Source organism: Candidatus Pseudomonas auctus, from assembly GCF_048654275.1.
Lineage (GTDB): Bacteria > Pseudomonadota > Gammaproteobacteria > Pseudomonadales > Pseudomonadaceae > Aquipseudomonas > Aquipseudomonas pharyngis.
This window is the reverse complement of sequence record NZ_JBJYZK010000002.1, coordinates 287,356-303,551: the sequence shown is the minus strand read 5'-3', so window position 1 is coordinate 303,551 and position 16,196 is coordinate 287,356. Positions and strand designations below refer to the sequence as shown.

At 62.4% G+C, this 16,196-nt stretch carries 13 protein-coding genes; 2 read left to right on the top strand and 11 right to left on the bottom strand.

Annotated elements, in window-relative coordinates:
• Positions 1-26: 26 nt before the first annotated feature.
• The 8 genes from ACKUG4_RS04965 to ACKUG4_RS04930 form a co-directional block, all read right to left on the bottom strand.
• Positions 27-1,628 carry an AAA family ATPase gene (locus ACKUG4_RS04965; RefSeq protein ID WP_445433561.1) on the bottom strand — a complete coding sequence of 534 codons (1,602 nt, stop codon included), beginning with the start codon at positions 1,626-1,628 and terminating at the stop codon, positions 27-29.
• Between the two features lie 10 nt (positions 1,629-1,638).
• Positions 1,639-2,739, bottom strand: coding sequence for a 3-dehydroquinate synthase (gene aroB, locus ACKUG4_RS04960; protein ID WP_011332082.1), 1,101 nt, complete (start codon positions 2,737-2,739; stop codon positions 1,639-1,641).
• A gap of 151 nt (positions 2,740-2,890) precedes the next feature.
• Positions 2,891-3,409: a shikimate kinase AroK gene (aroK, locus tag ACKUG4_RS04955; RefSeq protein WP_011332081.1), complete on the bottom strand. Its 519-nt coding sequence runs from the start codon at positions 3,407-3,409 to the stop codon at positions 2,891-2,893.
• Positions 3,410-3,413: 4 nt separating this feature from the next.
• Positions 3,414-5,492 (bottom strand): type IV pilus secretin PilQ, encoded by a 2,079-nt coding sequence (locus ACKUG4_RS04950; protein ID WP_445433560.1) that lies wholly within the window; start codon positions 5,490-5,492, stop codon positions 3,414-3,416.
• A 14-nt stretch (positions 5,493-5,506) separates the two neighbouring features.
• Complete coding sequence (locus ACKUG4_RS04945) at positions 5,507-6,031, bottom strand: pilus assembly protein PilP (RefSeq protein ID WP_039766425.1); 525 nt, start codon at positions 6,029-6,031, stop codon at positions 5,507-5,509.
• Positions 6,028-6,651, bottom strand: a complete 624-nt coding sequence (pilO, locus tag ACKUG4_RS04940) for a type 4a pilus biogenesis protein PilO (protein ID WP_445433559.1) — start codon at positions 6,649-6,651, stop codon at positions 6,028-6,030. Before pilO ends, ACKUG4_RS04945 begins: the two co-directional genes overlap by 4 nt.
• The gene (locus ACKUG4_RS04935) at positions 6,648-7,214 is read right to left on the bottom strand and encodes a PilN domain-containing protein (protein WP_064592903.1); all 567 of its coding nucleotides are present in this window, start codon (positions 7,212-7,214) and stop codon (positions 6,648-6,650) included. The genes pilO and ACKUG4_RS04935 overlap by 4 nt, the downstream gene beginning before the upstream one ends.
• On the bottom strand, positions 7,214-8,278 hold the full coding sequence (locus tag ACKUG4_RS04930) for a pilus assembly protein PilM (protein ID WP_007952389.1): 1,065 nt from the start codon (positions 8,276-8,278) through the stop codon (positions 7,214-7,216). Before ACKUG4_RS04930 ends, ACKUG4_RS04935 begins: the two co-directional genes overlap by 1 nt.
• Positions 8,279-8,496: 218 nt before the next feature.
• Here ACKUG4_RS04930 and ACKUG4_RS04925 point away from each other — a divergent pair, with 218 nt between their 5' ends.
• Entirely contained in the window at positions 8,497-10,941 is a 2,445-nt protein-coding gene (locus tag ACKUG4_RS04925; RefSeq protein ID WP_371857896.1) for a penicillin-binding protein 1A, read from the top strand.
• A gap of 349 nt (positions 10,942-11,290) precedes the next feature.
• Here the strand turns inward: ACKUG4_RS04925 and ACKUG4_RS04920 are convergent, their stop codons facing one another.
• From ACKUG4_RS04920 to rpmE, 3 genes are all read right to left on the bottom strand, one after another.
• Positions 11,291-12,559 carry a malic enzyme-like NAD(P)-binding protein gene (locus ACKUG4_RS04920; RefSeq protein WP_007952395.1) on the bottom strand — a complete coding sequence of 423 codons (1,269 nt, stop codon included), beginning with the start codon at positions 12,557-12,559 and terminating at the stop codon, positions 11,291-11,293.
• Positions 12,560-12,743: 184 nt separating this feature from the next.
• Positions 12,744-13,529, bottom strand: a complete 786-nt coding sequence (locus ACKUG4_RS04915; RefSeq protein ID WP_445433558.1) for a thermonuclease family protein — start codon at positions 13,527-13,529, stop codon at positions 12,744-12,746.
• Positions 13,530-13,570: 41 nt separating this feature from the next.
• Positions 13,571-13,789: a 50S ribosomal protein L31 gene (rpmE, locus tag ACKUG4_RS04910; RefSeq protein WP_064592895.1), complete on the bottom strand. Its 219-nt coding sequence runs from the start codon at positions 13,787-13,789 to the stop codon at positions 13,571-13,573.
• Between the two features lie 168 nt (positions 13,790-13,957).
• Between rpmE and ACKUG4_RS04905 the strand changes: the two genes are divergently transcribed.
• Positions 13,958-16,177, top strand: a complete 2,220-nt coding sequence (locus ACKUG4_RS04905) for a primosomal protein N' (RefSeq protein WP_007952400.1) — start codon at positions 13,958-13,960, stop codon at positions 16,175-16,177.
• Positions 16,178-16,196 lie beyond the last annotated feature (19 nt).

The following is a 16,196-nucleotide window of genomic DNA, read 5'->3' as shown; positions in this document are numbered from 1 at the left end:
GCGGCCTGGGTAAGGCCGCCGAATCTTCAGCGAGTTGTTGCCAGTTCCTGTTGGACGCTGGCGACAGTGCGAGGCCAAGGTTTACCAGCCTGAACCTTCGCTGGCAAGGCCTTGATGGCAGAAACGGCTGCATCACGATTGGCGAAGTTGCCGTAGGTGATCACGTAGAGAGGCTTGCCGTTGAGGACTTTCTTGAAATAACGGTACTCGCCACCCTGCTCCTTGACGAAGTTTTGCGCGGTCGCTTCGGAGCTGGTACCGAGGATCTGCACCACGTAGTTGCTGGTCGGCTGACCGGCGTACCAGCTGCCACCGGCAGCCTTGGCGACGGTGACCGGCTTCTCGGCAGATTTCGCGGCGGCAACAGGCTTGGCAGGTGCCGGAGCTGGTTTGGCCACTGGAGCGGCCGGAGCAGGCTTGGCGGTCGCGACCTGGGTCGGCGCCGGGGTCGGCTTGGCCGCCGGGACTGGAACCGGAACCGGTGTCGGCGCAGGGCCGGCCTGAACGCCCGCAGGTGGCGCGGTGGTGGTCACGGTCGGTGGCGTGTTGCTGGAACCTTCGACCGGCACGCCGTCGTCGCCTTCAGTGATGCCCCCAGCGGCTTCAGCCAGCGGACCGCGCATTACCGGCTGCGAGTTGCCGACCAGCGGCAGCGGCATCGGCTGGGTATTGCCGTTGAATTCGACGGACGGCGCGCCACCCGCCTGCGGCGTGCCTTGGCCCAATGGCAGTTGCGCCTGCTCGTTGGCCGGCGCACCGGTGGTCGGTGCCTTGTTGCGACCCGGCATCAGCCAGGCGGCAGCGACCGCGACCACAACGACGGCGGAAATCGCCAATACGTGTTTCTTCGGCATGTTGAACCCCATACTTGGACGCTTGACCGCTGAGCGGCTGGCAATCATGACTTCGATCAGAGCATCGCGAGCGACCTGGTTGATGTTGCCCGGCCAACCCTCGGAGCTTTCGTGAATATCAGAGATCTGATCCGCGGTGAAAAGTTCGACACCCCGGCCGGCACCTTCGAGCCGCTGGTCAAGATACTCGCGGGTTTCTTCTTCGGTGTACGGCTGCAGTTCGATGACGTGAAAGCGCTCTTCCTCAAGGTGCAAAGCCTCGAGCTGCGCGATCAGCGACGACTCGCCGAACAGGAACACATGCGGGCGACCTTCCGGCGCGCCGGCGCCCAGCGCCATCAGGGCTTCAAGGGCGGACTCGTCGAGCTGCTCGGCATCGTCCACCAGCAGATAGACTTCCTGACCGGTCAGGGCCAGTTGTACGACCTGATCGAGGATCGCCCCGACTTCGGCCTGGGCCACGTCCAGCGCCTGGGCGATCTGGCGCAGCACACCGGCGGCATCGCCGGCGCCACGGGCGGAAACGACGACGCTCTGCACCGATTGCTTGTTGGTGCTGGCCACCAGCGCCTGACGCAGCAGGGTCTTGCCGCTGCCCTGCGGGCCGGTGACCACCAGCAGCAACTGGCTGTAACGCGCCAGATGATGCAACTGACCCAGCACCGGCTTGCGCTGGGCCGGGAAGAATTTGAAGCCCGGCACCCGCGGCGCGAAAGGGTCGTGACTTAACTGGAAATGGCCGAGGAACGCCTCGTCGGCATGCAAACTAGTCATCGGAATCTTATTAACCTTTAAGCTGAGCCAGAGCGCGGTAATCCGCTCCCAGCGTGGCCTGTAGAACCTCTTTCGGATAATCGTCGGTCACCACCGCTTCGCCCATCCGGCGCAGCAGCACCAGGCGCAAGCGACCGTCGATCACTTTTTTGTCAATTGCCATGTGTTCAAGAAAATCGGCTTCGGTCATCTCTTCCGGCGGGATCACCGGCAGACCGGCACGCTGGAACAGCCGGATGCCGCGATCACGCTCCTGCTCGCTGATCCAGCCCAGACGCGCGGACATTTCCAGCGCCATCACGGTGCCAGCAGCGACCGCTTCGCCATGCAACCAGACACCATAGCCCATGTGGGTTTCGATAGCGTGGCCAAAGGTGTGGCCGAGGTTGAGTGTGGCCCGTACACCGGTTTCCTTCTCATCGGCGCCGACCACTGCAGCCTTGGCGGCGCAAGAGCGCTCGATGGCATAGGTCAGGGCCGTTTGATCCAGTGCACGCAGGGCGTCGACGTTGTCTTCGAGCCAGGTCAGGAACGGTTCATCGCAGATCAGACCGTACTTGATGACTTCCGCCAGACCTGCCGACAGCTCGCGCGCTGGCAGGGTTTTCAGGGACGCGGTATCGATCAGCACCACGTTCGGCTGATAGAACGCGCCGACCATGTTCTTGCCCAGCGGATGGTTGATCCCGGTCTTGCCGCCCACCGACGAATCAACCTGGGACAGCAGCGTGGTAGGGATCTGGATGAAATCGACGCCGCGCTGGTAGCAGGCGGCCGCGAAACCGGCCATGTCGCCGATCACGCCGCCACCGAGGGCGATCACTGTGGTGCGGCGGTCATGACGGGCGGTCAGCAGTCCGTCGAAGATCAGTTGCAGGGTTTCCCAGTTCTTGAAGGCTTCGCCGTCGGGCAACACCACGGAAACCACTGAAAACTGCGCCAGGCTGCGGGTCAGACGCTCGAGATAGAGCGGCGCAACGGTCTCGTTGGAGATGATTGCCACCTGCCGCCCATGGATATGCGGGGCCAGCAGCTCTGGCTGGTCCAGCAGTCCCTCGCCAATGTGAATCGGGTAGCTGCGCTCGCCTAGGTCGACCTTGAGTGTCTGCATGTGTCCCCACAGTGAAGATGGAAGCAGGCGTCCTGCCCTGAATTATTGGTTGTCTGCGGCCTATAGCGGGTATGACGCCGCTCGCACGTCATCCGCCACAACCTCGGCGGGCGTGACAGGACGCCGAGGATAGCGCATTTCGAGCAATGCTTTAACGGGGCGGAAGCTGCGCCAGGCGGTCGAGAATATCGAGCACGACCATGCGCGGTGGCCGCTCGTCGGTTTCCACTACCAGGTCGGCGATTTCCCGATAAAGCGGATCACGGATCGCCAGCAGATCGCGCAAGGTTTTCTCCGGATTGGCGGTGCGCAGCAACGGCCGGTTGCGATCGCGAGAGGTACGACCGACCTGCTGCTCGACGGAGGCGTGCAGATACACCACCCGCCCGCCCTCGTGCAGGGCCTTGCGGTTGGCATCGCGCATCACCGCGCCGCCGCCGGTCGCCAGCACCACGCCGTCGAACGCGCACAGCTCTGCGATCATCGCCTGCTCACGGTCACGAAAGCCGGGCTCGCCTTCCTTGTCGAAGATCCACGGAATATTGGCGCCCGTACGCAGTTCAATTTCCTTGTCGGAATCCTTGAACGGCAGGCGCAGCTCTTTGGCCAGTAATCGGCCGATGGTGCTTTTTCCAGCCCCCATCGGTCCTACAAGAATCAAATTTCGCACAGAATCAACGACTCACAGCAATCGCCTGGTTATTCATGATACGCGGAGTGAGAAATACCAGCAGCTCGGATTTTTTCTCCGAAACCACATCACGCCGGAAAAGGCGGCCAAGATACGGCACATCGCCAAGAAATGGCACCTTATCTACAACCTTGCTTTGAGTATTTGAGAACACGCCCCCAATCACGATGGTCTCGCCGTCGTTCACCAGCACCTTGGCATTGACCTCGTTTTTCTTGATCGGCGGTACATCCTGCACTTTGTTCAGGTAGTCCGGTTCGTCCTTGGTGACCTTGACCTCCATGATGATGCGGTTGTCCGGGGTGATCTGCGGCGTCACTTCCAGCGACAGCGACGCCTCTTTGAAGGACACCGACGTAGCGCCGCTGGAGCTGGCTTCCTGATACGGAATCTCGGTGCCCTTGAGGATCTTCGCGGTTTCCTTGTCGGAGGTGACCACCTTGGGCTGCGAGACGATTTCGCCGTTGCCGGTCTTCTCCATGGCGGTCAGCTCAAGGTCGAGCAAGACGTTGTCGGTGATAAAGGCGATGCCGATCCCGGAGGTGTTGTTGACCGTGCCCATGTCGACGAACGGCGAGTTGGTACTAGTGCTGCCCGGCGTGCCAATGGTGGTCGACGAACCGTTGCTGACCCCGGAAGTGTTCCAGTTGCCCTTGTTCTGAATCGAACCGCCCCAGCGCACGCCCAGACTCTTGTCGTAGTCGACGTTGGCCTCGACGATCCGTGCCTCGATCATCACCTGACGCACCGGAATATCCAGCTGCGCCACGATCCGCCGCAGTTCGTCGAGACGATCCTGGGTCTGGTAGGCAATGATGTTATTGGTCCGCTCATCGACGGTGATCGAACCCCGCTCGTCGACCTTCGCCTCGGCGCTGGTGACAGACTGGAACAGCTTGGCGATGTCGGCGGCCTTGGCGTAGTTCACCTGCAATAGCTCACGACGCAGCGGCGCCAGTTCGGCGATCTGTTTCTGCGATTCCAGTTCCTGCCGCTCGCGCGCAGCAATTTCATCCGCCGGCGCCACCAGCAACACGTTGCCGACCTTGCGCTTGTCCAGGCCTTTGGTCTTGAGCACCAGATCCAGCGCCTGATCCCACGGCACGTTCTGCAGGCGCAAGGTGATCCCGCCCTGCACCGTATCGCTGGCCACCAGATTGAGGTTGGTGAAGTCGGCGATCAGTTGCAGCACCGAACGCACATCGATGTCCTGGAAATTCAGCGAGAGCTTTTCGCCGTTATAGCTGTTGCGATCGGCGTTGCGTTTTTGCAGGTCATCGACGGTCAACGGCCGGATGCTGACGGTCAGCTTGTTGTCGGTCTGGTAAGTGGAATAGTCGAAAGTACCGCTGGGTTCGACGGTGATCGTCGCCCGATCACCGCTGACCCCGGCATTGACGAACTGCACCGGGGTGGCGAAGTCCTTGACGTCGAGGCGCACCCGCAGCGGTTCTGGCAATTGGGTACGGGCGAAATTGAGGATGACCTTGCCGTCGTGCTCCTGGATGTCCGGGGCGATAGCCGGGTCGGACAAGTCGATGACCACGTTGCCCTCGCCCGCCGTACCACGCTGGAAATCCACGCCGCGAATGGCTCTGGCGGTCGGCGTAAACGTGCGGACCGGCGCTGCCGCAGGTGCTGCGCGCGGGGCACGAGCGGCCGTACGTGGGGCAGCGGCTTTACTGCCTTGCCCTACCACCACGAACACCGTATTGCCCTCGACCCGGGTGTCGTACGGCGCCAGTTGCGTCAGGCTGATGATCAGCCGCGTACGATTATTGGCCTCGACCACCGTGGCCGTGCGGGCATTGCCACTGCCCAGGTCACGGGTCTTGCTTGCCAGCTGACTGGCGACACCCGGCAGATCGAGTGCGATCCGCGCCGGCGAATCGGTGGTGTAGCCCTTGGGCTGCGGAGGAGGGCCATCGAACGACAGCTTCAGCTCGACCCGGTCCCCCGGCAGTGCCGCGACGTCCAGCGCCTTCAGATTGGCTGCCTGTACCATCGGCGAAAGCAGCGCTATCCATAGCGAAAAACCGAGGGTGGAGAAAATCCTGTTCATTGTTCGACTTCCACTTATGAATGCTCTTTCAAAGGAATGGTGCGCGGCCGCTCAAGCCAGGCGCCCTGGCCGTCCGGAACGATCTCCACCACTTCGACCTGTGAAGCGCTGATGGCGACGATGCGCCCGTCGTTGCGCCCCAGATAGTCGCCGACCTTGAGCCGATGGACGCCGCCCGCGCCTCGCAGCAGGGCGAAGGAACCGGAGGCGTTGGCAATCGTGCCGACCATTTCAAACTGCTCGATGTTGAAACCTTCGAGGTATTGCTTGACCCGGTTGGGATCGGGTTTCACGTCGCGCGAGCCATGTTTCTGCCCGGCCAGATCGACCCGCAGCTGGCGCGAAAACGGACTGCGCAGGTTGGCGGCGCTGTAGGTGAACGTCGGGTAGGAGCGGAAGGTCGGAGTCGGCTCGATCTTGCCCGGCGGACGCAGGCGCACTTCATTCATGTAGGCGTCGAGGTCGCTGAAGTCATCGCCGCCACAGCCACCGAGCACCAATAACAATGCCGACAGGGCGATAAAACGGATCGGGCTCATTTCGGCAGCCCCTTGTCGTTGTAGCGGTAGGTCTTGGCGAGGATGCTCATGCGCAGCTTCGGCCCGCCTTCAGGATTGGCTGGCGCCAGCTCGAAATCGTGCAGGGTGACGATGCGCGGCAGCCCGGCCACGCCACTGACGAAGGTCGCGAGGTCGTGATAGGCCCCGGTCACGGTGATCTGGATGGGCAACTCGATGTAGAACTGCTGGGTAACCTCCGGCAGCAGTTTGATCTCTTCGAACTCAAGGCCGCTGCCCAGTCCGGTGCGGGTGATGTCTTCCAGCAACCCCGGCACTTCGGTGTCACTGGGCAGTTGTCGCAACAGCACGCCGAACGAGTTTTCCATCTCTTTCATCTGCTGGGTGTACAGCTCCAGATTGGCCGCCATGCGCGCCTTGCTCGCGAACTGCTCCTTGAGGGTGATTTCCTCCTCACGTTTGAGTTCGAGCTGGTTCTCCAGGTCACTGATGAAAAAGTTATAGCCAAGCGCCAGGACCAGCACCATCAACAGCCCGCCGGCCAGGCTTTTGACCACTGGCGGCCAGGAGCCGATGTTGCTGGTGTCCAGATCGTTGAAATCGACATTGCGCAGGCTTTCCAGCCACTCGGACGGCTTCATTGGTCGTCCTCCTCGAGCCGGGGTCGAGTCTGGCGAACGGTCAGCTGAAAGACGTTGGCCTGATCCACTTGTCCGGCAGTGGTGGCTTTCACTTCATTGAGGTTGGGCGCATCGAACCAGTCCGAAGCATCAAGATTGCGCATCAGGTCGGACACCCGATTGTTGGACTCCGCCGCGCCGCTTATCGACAGGGTCTTGCCGACCATTTTCACGTCGGTGAAATACACCCCGTCGGGCAAGGTGCGCGCCAGCTGATCGAAGATCCGCCCGCTGATCTGCCGGTTGCCCTGCAAGTCCTGGATGATGCGCATGCGCTCCACCAGTTGCTGGCGATGGGCCTTGAGGTCGCTGATCTGCTTGATCCTCTCGTCGACCACGGCGATCTGCTTGCCGATGTAGTCATTGCGCGCCACCTGCCGGGCAATGGCGCCGCTGATGATCTGATCAGCGATGAGCACCGCCCCCACCGAACCGACCACCACACCGATCAAGACCAGCAGGAAGCGTTTGCGCCGTTCCTCACGACGCTCCTCGCGCCAGGGTAAAAGGTTGATCCGCGCCATCAGTCGAAACTCCTGAGCGCGAGCCCGCAGGCAATCATCAGGGCCGGCGCATCGCTCGCCAAAGCCCCGGCGTTGACCTTGCTGCTCAAGGCCATGTCGGAAAACGGATTGGCAACCTGGGTCGGGGTGTTCAGGCGCTCTTCGATCAGCCGGTCGAGGCCGGGCACCGACGCCGTGCCGCCGGCCAGCAGAATGTGGTCGACGGCGTTGTACTGACCGGAAGCGAAAAAGAACTGCAGGGAGCGCGACACCTGCTGCACCAGCGCCTCACGAAATGGCTGCAGCACCTCGCTGACGTAATCGTCCGGCAGGCCGCCCTGCTTCTTGGCAAGTCCCGCCTGTTCAAGGGTGAGGCCATAACGGCGCTGGATTTCCTCGGTCAGCTGTCGACCGCCGAACAGCTGTTCGCGGGTATAGATGATCCGGCCGTTGTGCAGGACGCTGAGGGTGGTCATGGTGGCGCCGATGTCGACCACCGCCACCGTCAACCGATCCTGGGACGCGGCCAGTTGCGTGGCCAGCAGGCCGAACGAGCGCTCCAGCGCATACGCCTCTACATCTACCACCCGCGCGGTCAGCCCGGCGAGAGCGAGCGCCGCTTCGCGGACTTCGACATTTTCCTTGCGACAGGCGGCCAGCAGTACGTTGACCCGCTCGGGGTTGCGCGGCGAAACGCCCTGGACTTCAAAGTCGATGGCGACCTCGTCCAGCGGGTAGGGAATGTATTGATCGGCCTCGATCTTGAGCTGGTTTTCCAGTTCATCGTCGGACAGCCCGGCGTCCATCTCGATGACCTTGGTGATCACCGCCGAGCCGGCCACGGCCACCGCCACGGTTTTCAACCCGGTACGCGCCTTGACCAGCACCCGGGACAGGGCCTGGCCGACGCCCTCGAGTTCGGCGATGTTCTTTTCGACCACGGCACTCGCCGGCAACGGCTCTACCGCATACGCCTCGACCCGGTAGCGTTCACCCTGACGGCTCAGCTCCAGCAGCTTCACCGACGTGGAGCTGATGTCGATCCCCAGTAACGTATTGGCCTTTTTATTGAAGAGTCCTAGCACTACCAATTCCCTATGACTTTCCGTGAGTTACGGACTCTGTAATGCGCATTGCGTTCCCTCGCCCCGTCTTGACAGAAGCGCAAATGACGCCCCCTGCGGAAAAGTGCTTATAATGCCCAGCGATTTTTTCCGCCTTTTACTGCCGGCGCGGGTCGTTCTGTGTTACCCGGAACCCTGTCGCCCAATTCATTCTTTGCCGTGGATGTCCAAAAGCCTTGATTCGTCTGCTGAAATTTTTCGGTTGGTCCATCGTCGCCGTTTTCTGCGGACTGCTTTTAGGTCTCAGCGGCGCGTTTCTTTACCTTAGTCCGGGTTTGCCATCTGTGGAGGCGCTGAGAAGCATTCAGTTGCAGATTCCACTGCGGGTGTACAGCAGCGACAACAAGTTGATCGCAGAATTTGGCGAAATGCGCCGCACACCGATCCGTTTCGCCGACATTCCCCCCAATTTCATCAATGCGTTACTAAGTGCTGAAGACGACAACTTCGCCAACCACTATGGCGTCGATCCGAGCAGCCTGATGCGTGCCGCGACCCAATTGGTCAAGAGCGGTCACATCCAGTCCGGCGGCAGCACCATCACCATGCAGGTGGCGAAGAACTTCTTCCTGACCAGCGAACGCAGCTTCTCGCGCAAGACCACGGAAATCCTTCTGGCCCTGCAGATCGAACGCCAGCTGACCAAGGACGAGATCCTTGAGCTGTACGTGAACAAGATCTATCTGGGCAACCGCGCCTACGGCATCGAGGCGGCGGCGCAGGTGTATTACGGCAAGTCGATCCGCGAAGTCAGCCTGGCACAGATGGCGATGATCGCCGGCCTGCCGAAAGCCCCGTCGCGCTTCAACCCGCTGGCCAACCCGGCGCGCAGCAAGGAGCGTCGCGACTGGATCCTCGGCCGCATGTACAAGCTCGGCAAGATCACCGAAGCCGACTACACCGCCGCGATCAACGAGCCGCTGAACGCCAGCTATCACGTGCCGACCCCGGAAGTGAACGCGCCGTACATCGCCGAGATGGCTCGCGCGGAAATGGTCGGCCGCTACGGCAGCGACGCCTATACCGAAGGTTTCCGCGTCACCACCACGGTGCCGAGCAACCTCCAGGAAATGGCCAACACCGCGCTGCACGAAGGTCTGATGACCTACGATCAGCGTCACGGCTACCGTGGCCCCGAGTCGCGCCTGCCGGGCAAGACCCGCGAAGCCTGGGCCACTGAACTGACCAAGCAGCGCACCATCAGCAGCCTCGAGCCGGCCATCGTCACCCAGGTCGACAAGAACGGCCTGCAAGTGCTGACCCGCACCGGCGAAGAGCACGTGGCGTGGGACACCATGAAATGGGCGCGACCGTTCCTCAATACCAACAGCATGGGTGCCGCGCCGCGCCAGCCGTCGGATGTGGCACAGATCGGCGATCTGATTCGCGTGCAGCGCCAGCCGAACAATTCGCTGAAGTTCAGCCAGATTCCACAGGCGCAGGGCGCGCTGGTGTCGCTGGATCCACAGAACGGCGCGATCCGCTCGCTGGTCGGCGGCTTCGCCTTCGAGCAGAGCAACTACAACCGTGCGATGCAGGCCAAGCGTCAGCCGGGCTCGAGCTTCAAGCCGTTCGTCTACAGCGCCGCACTGGATAACGGCTACACCGCCGCCAGCCTGGTCAACGACGCGCCGATCGTGTTCGTCGACGAGTACCTGGACAAGGTCTGGCGTCCGAAGAACGACACCAACACCTTCCTCGGCCCGATCCGTCTGCGTGAGGCGCTGTACAAGTCGCGCAACCTGGTGTCGATCCGCTTGTTGCAGGCGATGGGCGTGGGCAAGACCATCGATTACATCACCCGCTTCGGCTTCAACAAGCAGGACCTGCCGCCAAACCTGTCCCTGGCGCTGGGCACCGCGACCCTGACGCCGATGGAGATCGCCACCGGCTGGAGCACCTTCGCCAACGGCGGCTACAAGATCACCCCGTACATCATCGACAAGATCGAAAGCCGCAACGGCGACACGCTGTTCGTCGCCAACCCGCCGACCGTACCGCAGGGCGGCGCGGCCACCGACGGTATCGCGGCACCGGCAACGCAATCGATCACCGTCGACGCAGCGCCGGTTCCAGGGGAGGCGCCAGGCAACGCCGCTGTACCGCAAGCCCCCGCAGTTGCCGAGCGCATCGTCGATGGCCGTACCACCTACATCCTCAACAGCATGCTGCAGGACGTGATCAAGCTCGGCACCGGCCGTCGCGCACTGGCCCTGGGCCGCAGCGACATCGCCGGCAAGACCGGTACCACCAACGAATCCAAGGATGCGTGGTTCTCTGGCTATAACGCCGATTACGTGACCACCGTGTGGACCGGTTTCGACCAGCCGGAAAGCCTCGGTCGCCGGGAGTTCGGCGGCACCGTGGCACTGCCGATCTGGATGAACTACATGGCCGCCGCGCTCAAGGACAAGCCACCGCATGTCCAGCCGGAGCCGGAAGGCATTCTCAGCCTGCGGGTGGATCCGGTCAGCGGTCGCGCGGCATCGCCGAGCACGCCGGGCGCCTATTTCGAGCTGTTCAAGGCCGAAGACACGCCACCGTCGGTCAACGAGATCGGCAATGGCACCGTGCCGGGCAGTCCGCTGCCGGCGGATGAGCAGGCACCGATCGATTTGTTCTGATCCGCAACTGCCAAAAAGCCCCGCCTTCGTGAGAAGTGCGGGGCTTTTTGTTTTCTGTCGTACTGAGAATGGCATTTCACATCAAGAGCGGCCCTCACTAGCCCTCTCCCAGGGGGAGAGGGAACCGACCGAGGTGTCTGGCGCTGTACGTCGACCTGAATAACCGAGTCGATTATGGATTCACAGCAAGGCCTTCACGTCGGCGTACCTCTAAAGCATCCCACGGTCAGTCCCCTCTCCCCCTGGGAGAGGGTTAGGGTGAGGGCCGCCCTTGAAGCCGGAACGCATTTTCACGACCAAAAAAAACCCCGCTTAAAAAGCGGGGCTCTTCATGAAGCGCTACAACGACTTAGCCGTTGAACACGTCATCCACGCTTTTCAGCGGGTAGTTCTTCGGATACGGCAGGGTCGCCACACCGGTCTCGATCGCAGCCTTGGCCACGGCGTCGGAGATCACGGTGATCAGGCGCTTGTCCATTGGCTTCGGAATGATGTACTCACGACCGAATTCCAGGGAGATACCGCCGTAGGCGTCGCAGACTTCCTGAGGAACCGGCAGCTTGGCCAGTTCGCGCAGGGCGTTGGCGGCAGCGATCTTCATTTCTTCGTTGATGCGCTTGGCGCGAACGTCCAGGGCACCACGGAAGATGAACGGGAAGCCCAGTACGTTGTTGACCTGGTTCGGGTAGTCCGAACGGCCGGTGGCCATGATCACGTCGTTACGGGTGGCGTGAGCCAGTTCCGGGGAGATTTCCGGATCCGGGTTGGAGCAGGCGAAGACGATCGGGTTGGCGGCCATGCGCTTGAGTTGCTCGGCGCTCAGCAGGTTCGGGCCCGACAGGCCGACGAATACGTCAGCGCCTTCGATGGCGTCGTCCAGGGTGCGCTTCTCGGTAGGGTGAGCGAACACAGCCTTGTACTGGTTCAGGTCGTCACGGCCAGCGTGGATCACGCCAGTACGGTCAACCATGAAGATGTTCTCGACCTTGGCGCCCATGCTCACCAGCAATTTCATGCAGGAGATGGCGGCTGCGCCGGCGCCCAGGCAGACGATCTTGGCGTCGGCCAGGGTTTTGCCAGCGATTTCCAGGGCGTTGATCATGCCCGCAGCGGTCACGATCGCGGTGCCGTGCTGGTCATCGTGGAAGACCGGAATGTCGCACTGCTCGATCAGAGCACGTTCGATCTCAAAGCACTCAGGTGCCTTGATGTCTTCCAGATTGATGCCACCGAAGGTGATGGAAATGCGTTTTACGGTGTCGATGAAGGCTTGCGGGCTTTCGGAGTCGACTTCGATGTCGAAGACGTCGATGCCGGCGAAGCGCTTGAACAGCACGCCTTTACCTTCCATCACAGGCTTGGAAGCCAGTGGGCCGAGGTTACCCAGGCCCAGAATCGCGGTGCCATCGGAAATGACTGCAACCAGGTTGCCCTTGCCGGTGTACTTGTAGGCCAGTTCAGGATCGCGGGCGATCTCGCGCACTGGTTCAGCTACGCCGGGGCTGTAGGCCAGCGACAGGTCGCGGGCGGTAGCAGTGGCCTTGGTGAGCTCGACACTCAGCTTTCCTGGACGAGGATTGGCATGATATTCGAGAGCGGCAGTTTTCAGATCAGACATTTTGGCATTCCGCTTTTTACTGTTGGACAGACTGGTCAGCGAGGATACGCGCCTCGCAAAGTCCCCACAAGACTGCCCGGTCACCCCTGTCAAGCGCCCTGCCCTACGACTTTGGGCCAAGAGCCACGGCGCACAAGGGCTGGACTGTTCACAATCGACAGAAAAAATGTCTACAACTTTTTCTTCAGCGGGACGACTGGAGCATCGAAGGATCAGTCAGCGGCAACAGCCAGCGCGCCTGACCTGATTTCAGTCCACCGCGCCGGGAACGGTCGACCACCCAGCCACGGGCCTCGATCTGTCTGCCCTTCAGCGCCTGCAGAGAAGCGGCGTCGAAGCGATCCAGCAGATTGGGTGCAACGCGCAGTACAAGCTTGTCCTGCAACTCGATCCAGATTCCGCCGCGATTGCGCTGAACCTTGCTCACACGACCGCTGACGAGCGCGAAACCCGAGCGCTCGATCTGCTGCTCCGCTTTCAGTACAGGTGAGCGCTTCCAAAGACCGAGCCCGGCCTGTCGCGCGCGGCGTTCGGCAGCTTGCTGGCAATCGACCAGATCGACATTCGGCGCCACCGCGACCTGGAAACCGAGGCCATCGGCGAGCATCTGCGCTTCGAGGTTCTCACCCTTGGCGCTGAAAACATGGGCCAGGGTGCGGCCGTAACGGTCCTTGGACTCGGCGCCGAGTTGCAGGCCGACCCGCCCGTCGCTCTCGGCGACCAGGGCTTCGAGACGCTTGCGCGCGGCCACTGCAAACGGCTCGTCGCTGCGGCCCTGCTTGCCGAGCTCGGGCGTATTGAGGCCGATCATCCGCACATTGCGCCCGTCGCTCAGGCGCAGGGTGTCGCCATCGACCACCAGCTGCACCGTGGCGCTGTCCAGCCCTACAGGTGCCGGGCAAAAGGCCTGAGCGGAGGAGAACCAAATCGCGGACACAAAAAAGGCGCCCGCAAGGGACGCCTTTTTCATCAGACCGGAAAAGCCGCTGAGGTTTTCCAGAATGAAGGGCCTTAGGCCTTTTTCGCGCCGAAAGCACCGAAACGGTCGGCGAACTTCTGAACGCGACCACCGGTGTCCAGAGTCTTCTGCTTACCGGTGTAGAACGGGTGGCACTCGTTGCAAACGTCGATCGACAAGGCTTTGCCGAAGGTCGAACGGGTTTCGAACTTGTTGCCGCAGCTGCAAGTTACTGCAACTTCTGGGTAATTCGGGTGGATATCGGCTTTCATGGTGTTTTCCTCAGCTGGCGTGCCGCCATCCAACACGATTGTTGAATACCGCACGTAATTAGGCCGCGGATTCTACCAGACAATCCCGATCACGCAAGCTGTCACTGAGACCGACCGTCTGCTAGGCTCCCGCCCTTCTCCACCGCCCCGCCTATGAGAATCCCCCGCGTGCCCGACGCCATTCTGCGCCTCGCCCTGCCTTCGCCCCTGCGCCGCCTGTTCGATTACCGGGCCCCGGCCGGCGTGCTGCGTTCGCAGTTGCAACCGGGCATGCGCCTGCGGGTGCCGTTCGGCCGGCGGGAGATGATCGGGATTCTGGTGGAGGTCACCGACACCAGTGAAGTGCCGGTGGAAAAGCTCAAACCGGCGCTGGCCCTGCTCGACGCCACCGCACCGCTGCCGCCGGCGCTGTTCAAGCTGTGCCTGTGGACCGCCCAGTATTATCAGCACAGCCTCGGCGACACTCTGAGCTGGGCGTTGCCAGTGCTGCTGCGTCAGGGCGAATTGGCCGAGGCTCGTCAGGAGCGCTTCTGGTCCGCCGCTCCCGGCGCCAGCCTCGATGACCCACGCATCGCCCGCGCCCCGCGCCAGCGTGAAGCCCTGGCGACGCTGGCCCAGCACCCTCACGGCGTCGCCCATCAGTTGCTGAGCAAACTGATGCTGAGCAAGGACAGCCTCGATCTGCTGCTGGCCAAGGATCTGGTGCAGGTCGAGGTGCGCCGTCACGCCCCCGGCGCGCGCCATGAACACTGGCTGGCCCAGCCCGAACTGCCGCTCAACAGCGAACAGCGCGCCGCGTATGAGGCAATTCGCGCCGGGTTCGACAGTTATCACGCGTTCCTGCTGGCCGGGGTCACCGGCAGCGGCAAGACTGAAGTCTATTTGCAGTTGATCCGCGAAACCCTCGAGGCCGGCAAACAGGCGCTGGTGCTGATCCCGGAGATCAACCTCGGCCCGCAGACCCTGGCCCGTTTCGAACAACGCTTCAACGCCCGGATCGCCCTGCTGCACTCGGCGGTCAATGACCGCGATCGTCTGGACGCCTGGCTCGCCGCCCGTGACGGCGAGGCCGACATTATTATCGGCACCCGCTCGGCGCTGTTCACCCCGATGAAGAATCCGGGGCTGATCATCATCGATGAAGAACACGACGGCTCCTATAAACAGCAGGAAGGCCTGCGCTACCACGCGCGGGATCTGGCGCTGGTGCGGGCGCGGCAGGAAAACATCCCGATCGTGCTCGGTTCCGCGACGCCATCCCTGGAAAGCCTGCACAACGCCTACACCGGCCGTTACGGACTCCTGCGCCTGAACGAACGCGCCGGTGGCGCCAAGCAACCGCGTTTCCTGCGCCTGGATGTGAAAAGCCGTCCACTGGACAGCGGCATTTCCGGGCCGATGCAGCAAGCCATCGGCCAGACCCTCGCCGCCGGCCAGCAGGTATTGGTGTTCCTCAACCGCCGGGGGTTTGCCCCGACGCTGCTGTGCCACGACTGCGGCTGGATGTCCGAGTGCCAGCGCTGCGATGCGCGGATGACCGTGCACCAGCGTTACGGCGAACTGCGCTGCCACCACTGCGGTTACGTCGAGCGCGTGCCGCGCCAATGCCCGAAGTGCAACAAGGTCGATCTCCGGCCTGTGGGCGCCGGCACCGAGCGGGCCGAGGAACGGCTGGCAATTCTGTTCCCGGACTATCCGGTGTTGCGCGTCGACCGTGACAGCACGTCGCGCAAGGATGCGATGAACCAGCTGTTCGCCACGATCCAGAAAGGCCAGCCGTGCATTCTGGTCGGCACCCAGATGTTGGCCAAGGGTCACCACTTCCCTCGGGTGACGCTGGTGTCGATCCTCGATGCCGACGGTGGGCTGTTCTCCGGCGACTTCCGCGCCAGCGAGCGCATGGCGCAACTGATCGTGCAGGTCGCCGGCCGCGCCGGGCGGGCGGAAGAACCGGGCAAGGTGATCATCCAGACGCATCTGGCCGACCATCCTTTATTGGTGCAACTGACCGAGCAGGGTTACTTCGCCTTCGCCGAACAGGCCCTGAGCGAACGCCGCGCAGCCGGCCTGCCGCCGTTCGCCCATCTCGCCCTGCTGCGCGCCGAAGCGCACAAGCCGGGGCAGGCCGAAGGTTTTCTCGATGAGGCATGCAGCGAGGCCGAGCGTTTGCTGGCCGAACAGAATCTGACCGGCATTGAACTGCTGGGGCCAGTGCCGGCGCCAATGGAACGCCGGGCCGGGCGCTTCCGCGCGCAGCTGCTGTTGCAGGCCACGGCCCGGGCGCCGCTGCACCGATTGCTGGCGAGCTGGCTGCTGGTGCTGGAACAGATGCCAAGCGGCCGGGCGGTGCGCTGGTCGCTGGATGTCGATCCGGTGGATCTGTACTGACCGGGCAAAACCGGCCGAA

Bases quoted from the DNA above. Each gene is read 5' to 3' on its own strand.
- rpmE (WP_064592895.1), bottom strand. From the start codon at position 13,789: ATGAAAGCCGATATCCACCCGAATTACCCAGAAGTTGCAGTAACTTGC.
- aroB (WP_011332082.1), bottom strand. From the start codon at position 2,739: ATGCAGACACTCAAGGTCGACCTAGGCGAGCGCAGCTACCCGATTCAC.
- ACKUG4_RS04950 (WP_445433560.1), bottom strand. From the start codon at position 5,492: ATGAACAGGATTTTCTCCACCCTCGGTTTTTCGCTATGGATAGCGCTG.
- ACKUG4_RS04920 (WP_007952395.1), bottom strand. From the start codon at position 12,559: ATGTCTGATCTGAAAACTGCCGCTCTCGAATATCATGCCAATCCTCGT.
- pilO (WP_445433559.1), bottom strand. From the start codon at position 6,651: ATGAAGCCGTCCGAGTGGCTGGAAAGCCTGCGCAATGTCGATTTCAAC.
- ACKUG4_RS04935 (WP_064592903.1), bottom strand. From the start codon at position 7,214: ATGGCGCGGATCAACCTTTTACCCTGGCGCGAGGAGCGTCGTGAGGAA.
- ACKUG4_RS04965 (WP_445433561.1), bottom strand. From the start codon at position 1,628: ATGACTAGTTTGCATGCCGACGAGGCGTTCCTCGGCCATTTCCAGTTA.
- ACKUG4_RS04915 (WP_445433558.1), bottom strand. From the start codon at position 13,529: ATGAAAAAGGCGTCCCTTGCGGGCGCCTTTTTTGTGTCCGCGATTTGG.
- ACKUG4_RS04945 (WP_039766425.1), bottom strand. From the start codon at position 6,031: ATGAGCCCGATCCGTTTTATCGCCCTGTCGGCATTGTTATTGGTGCTC.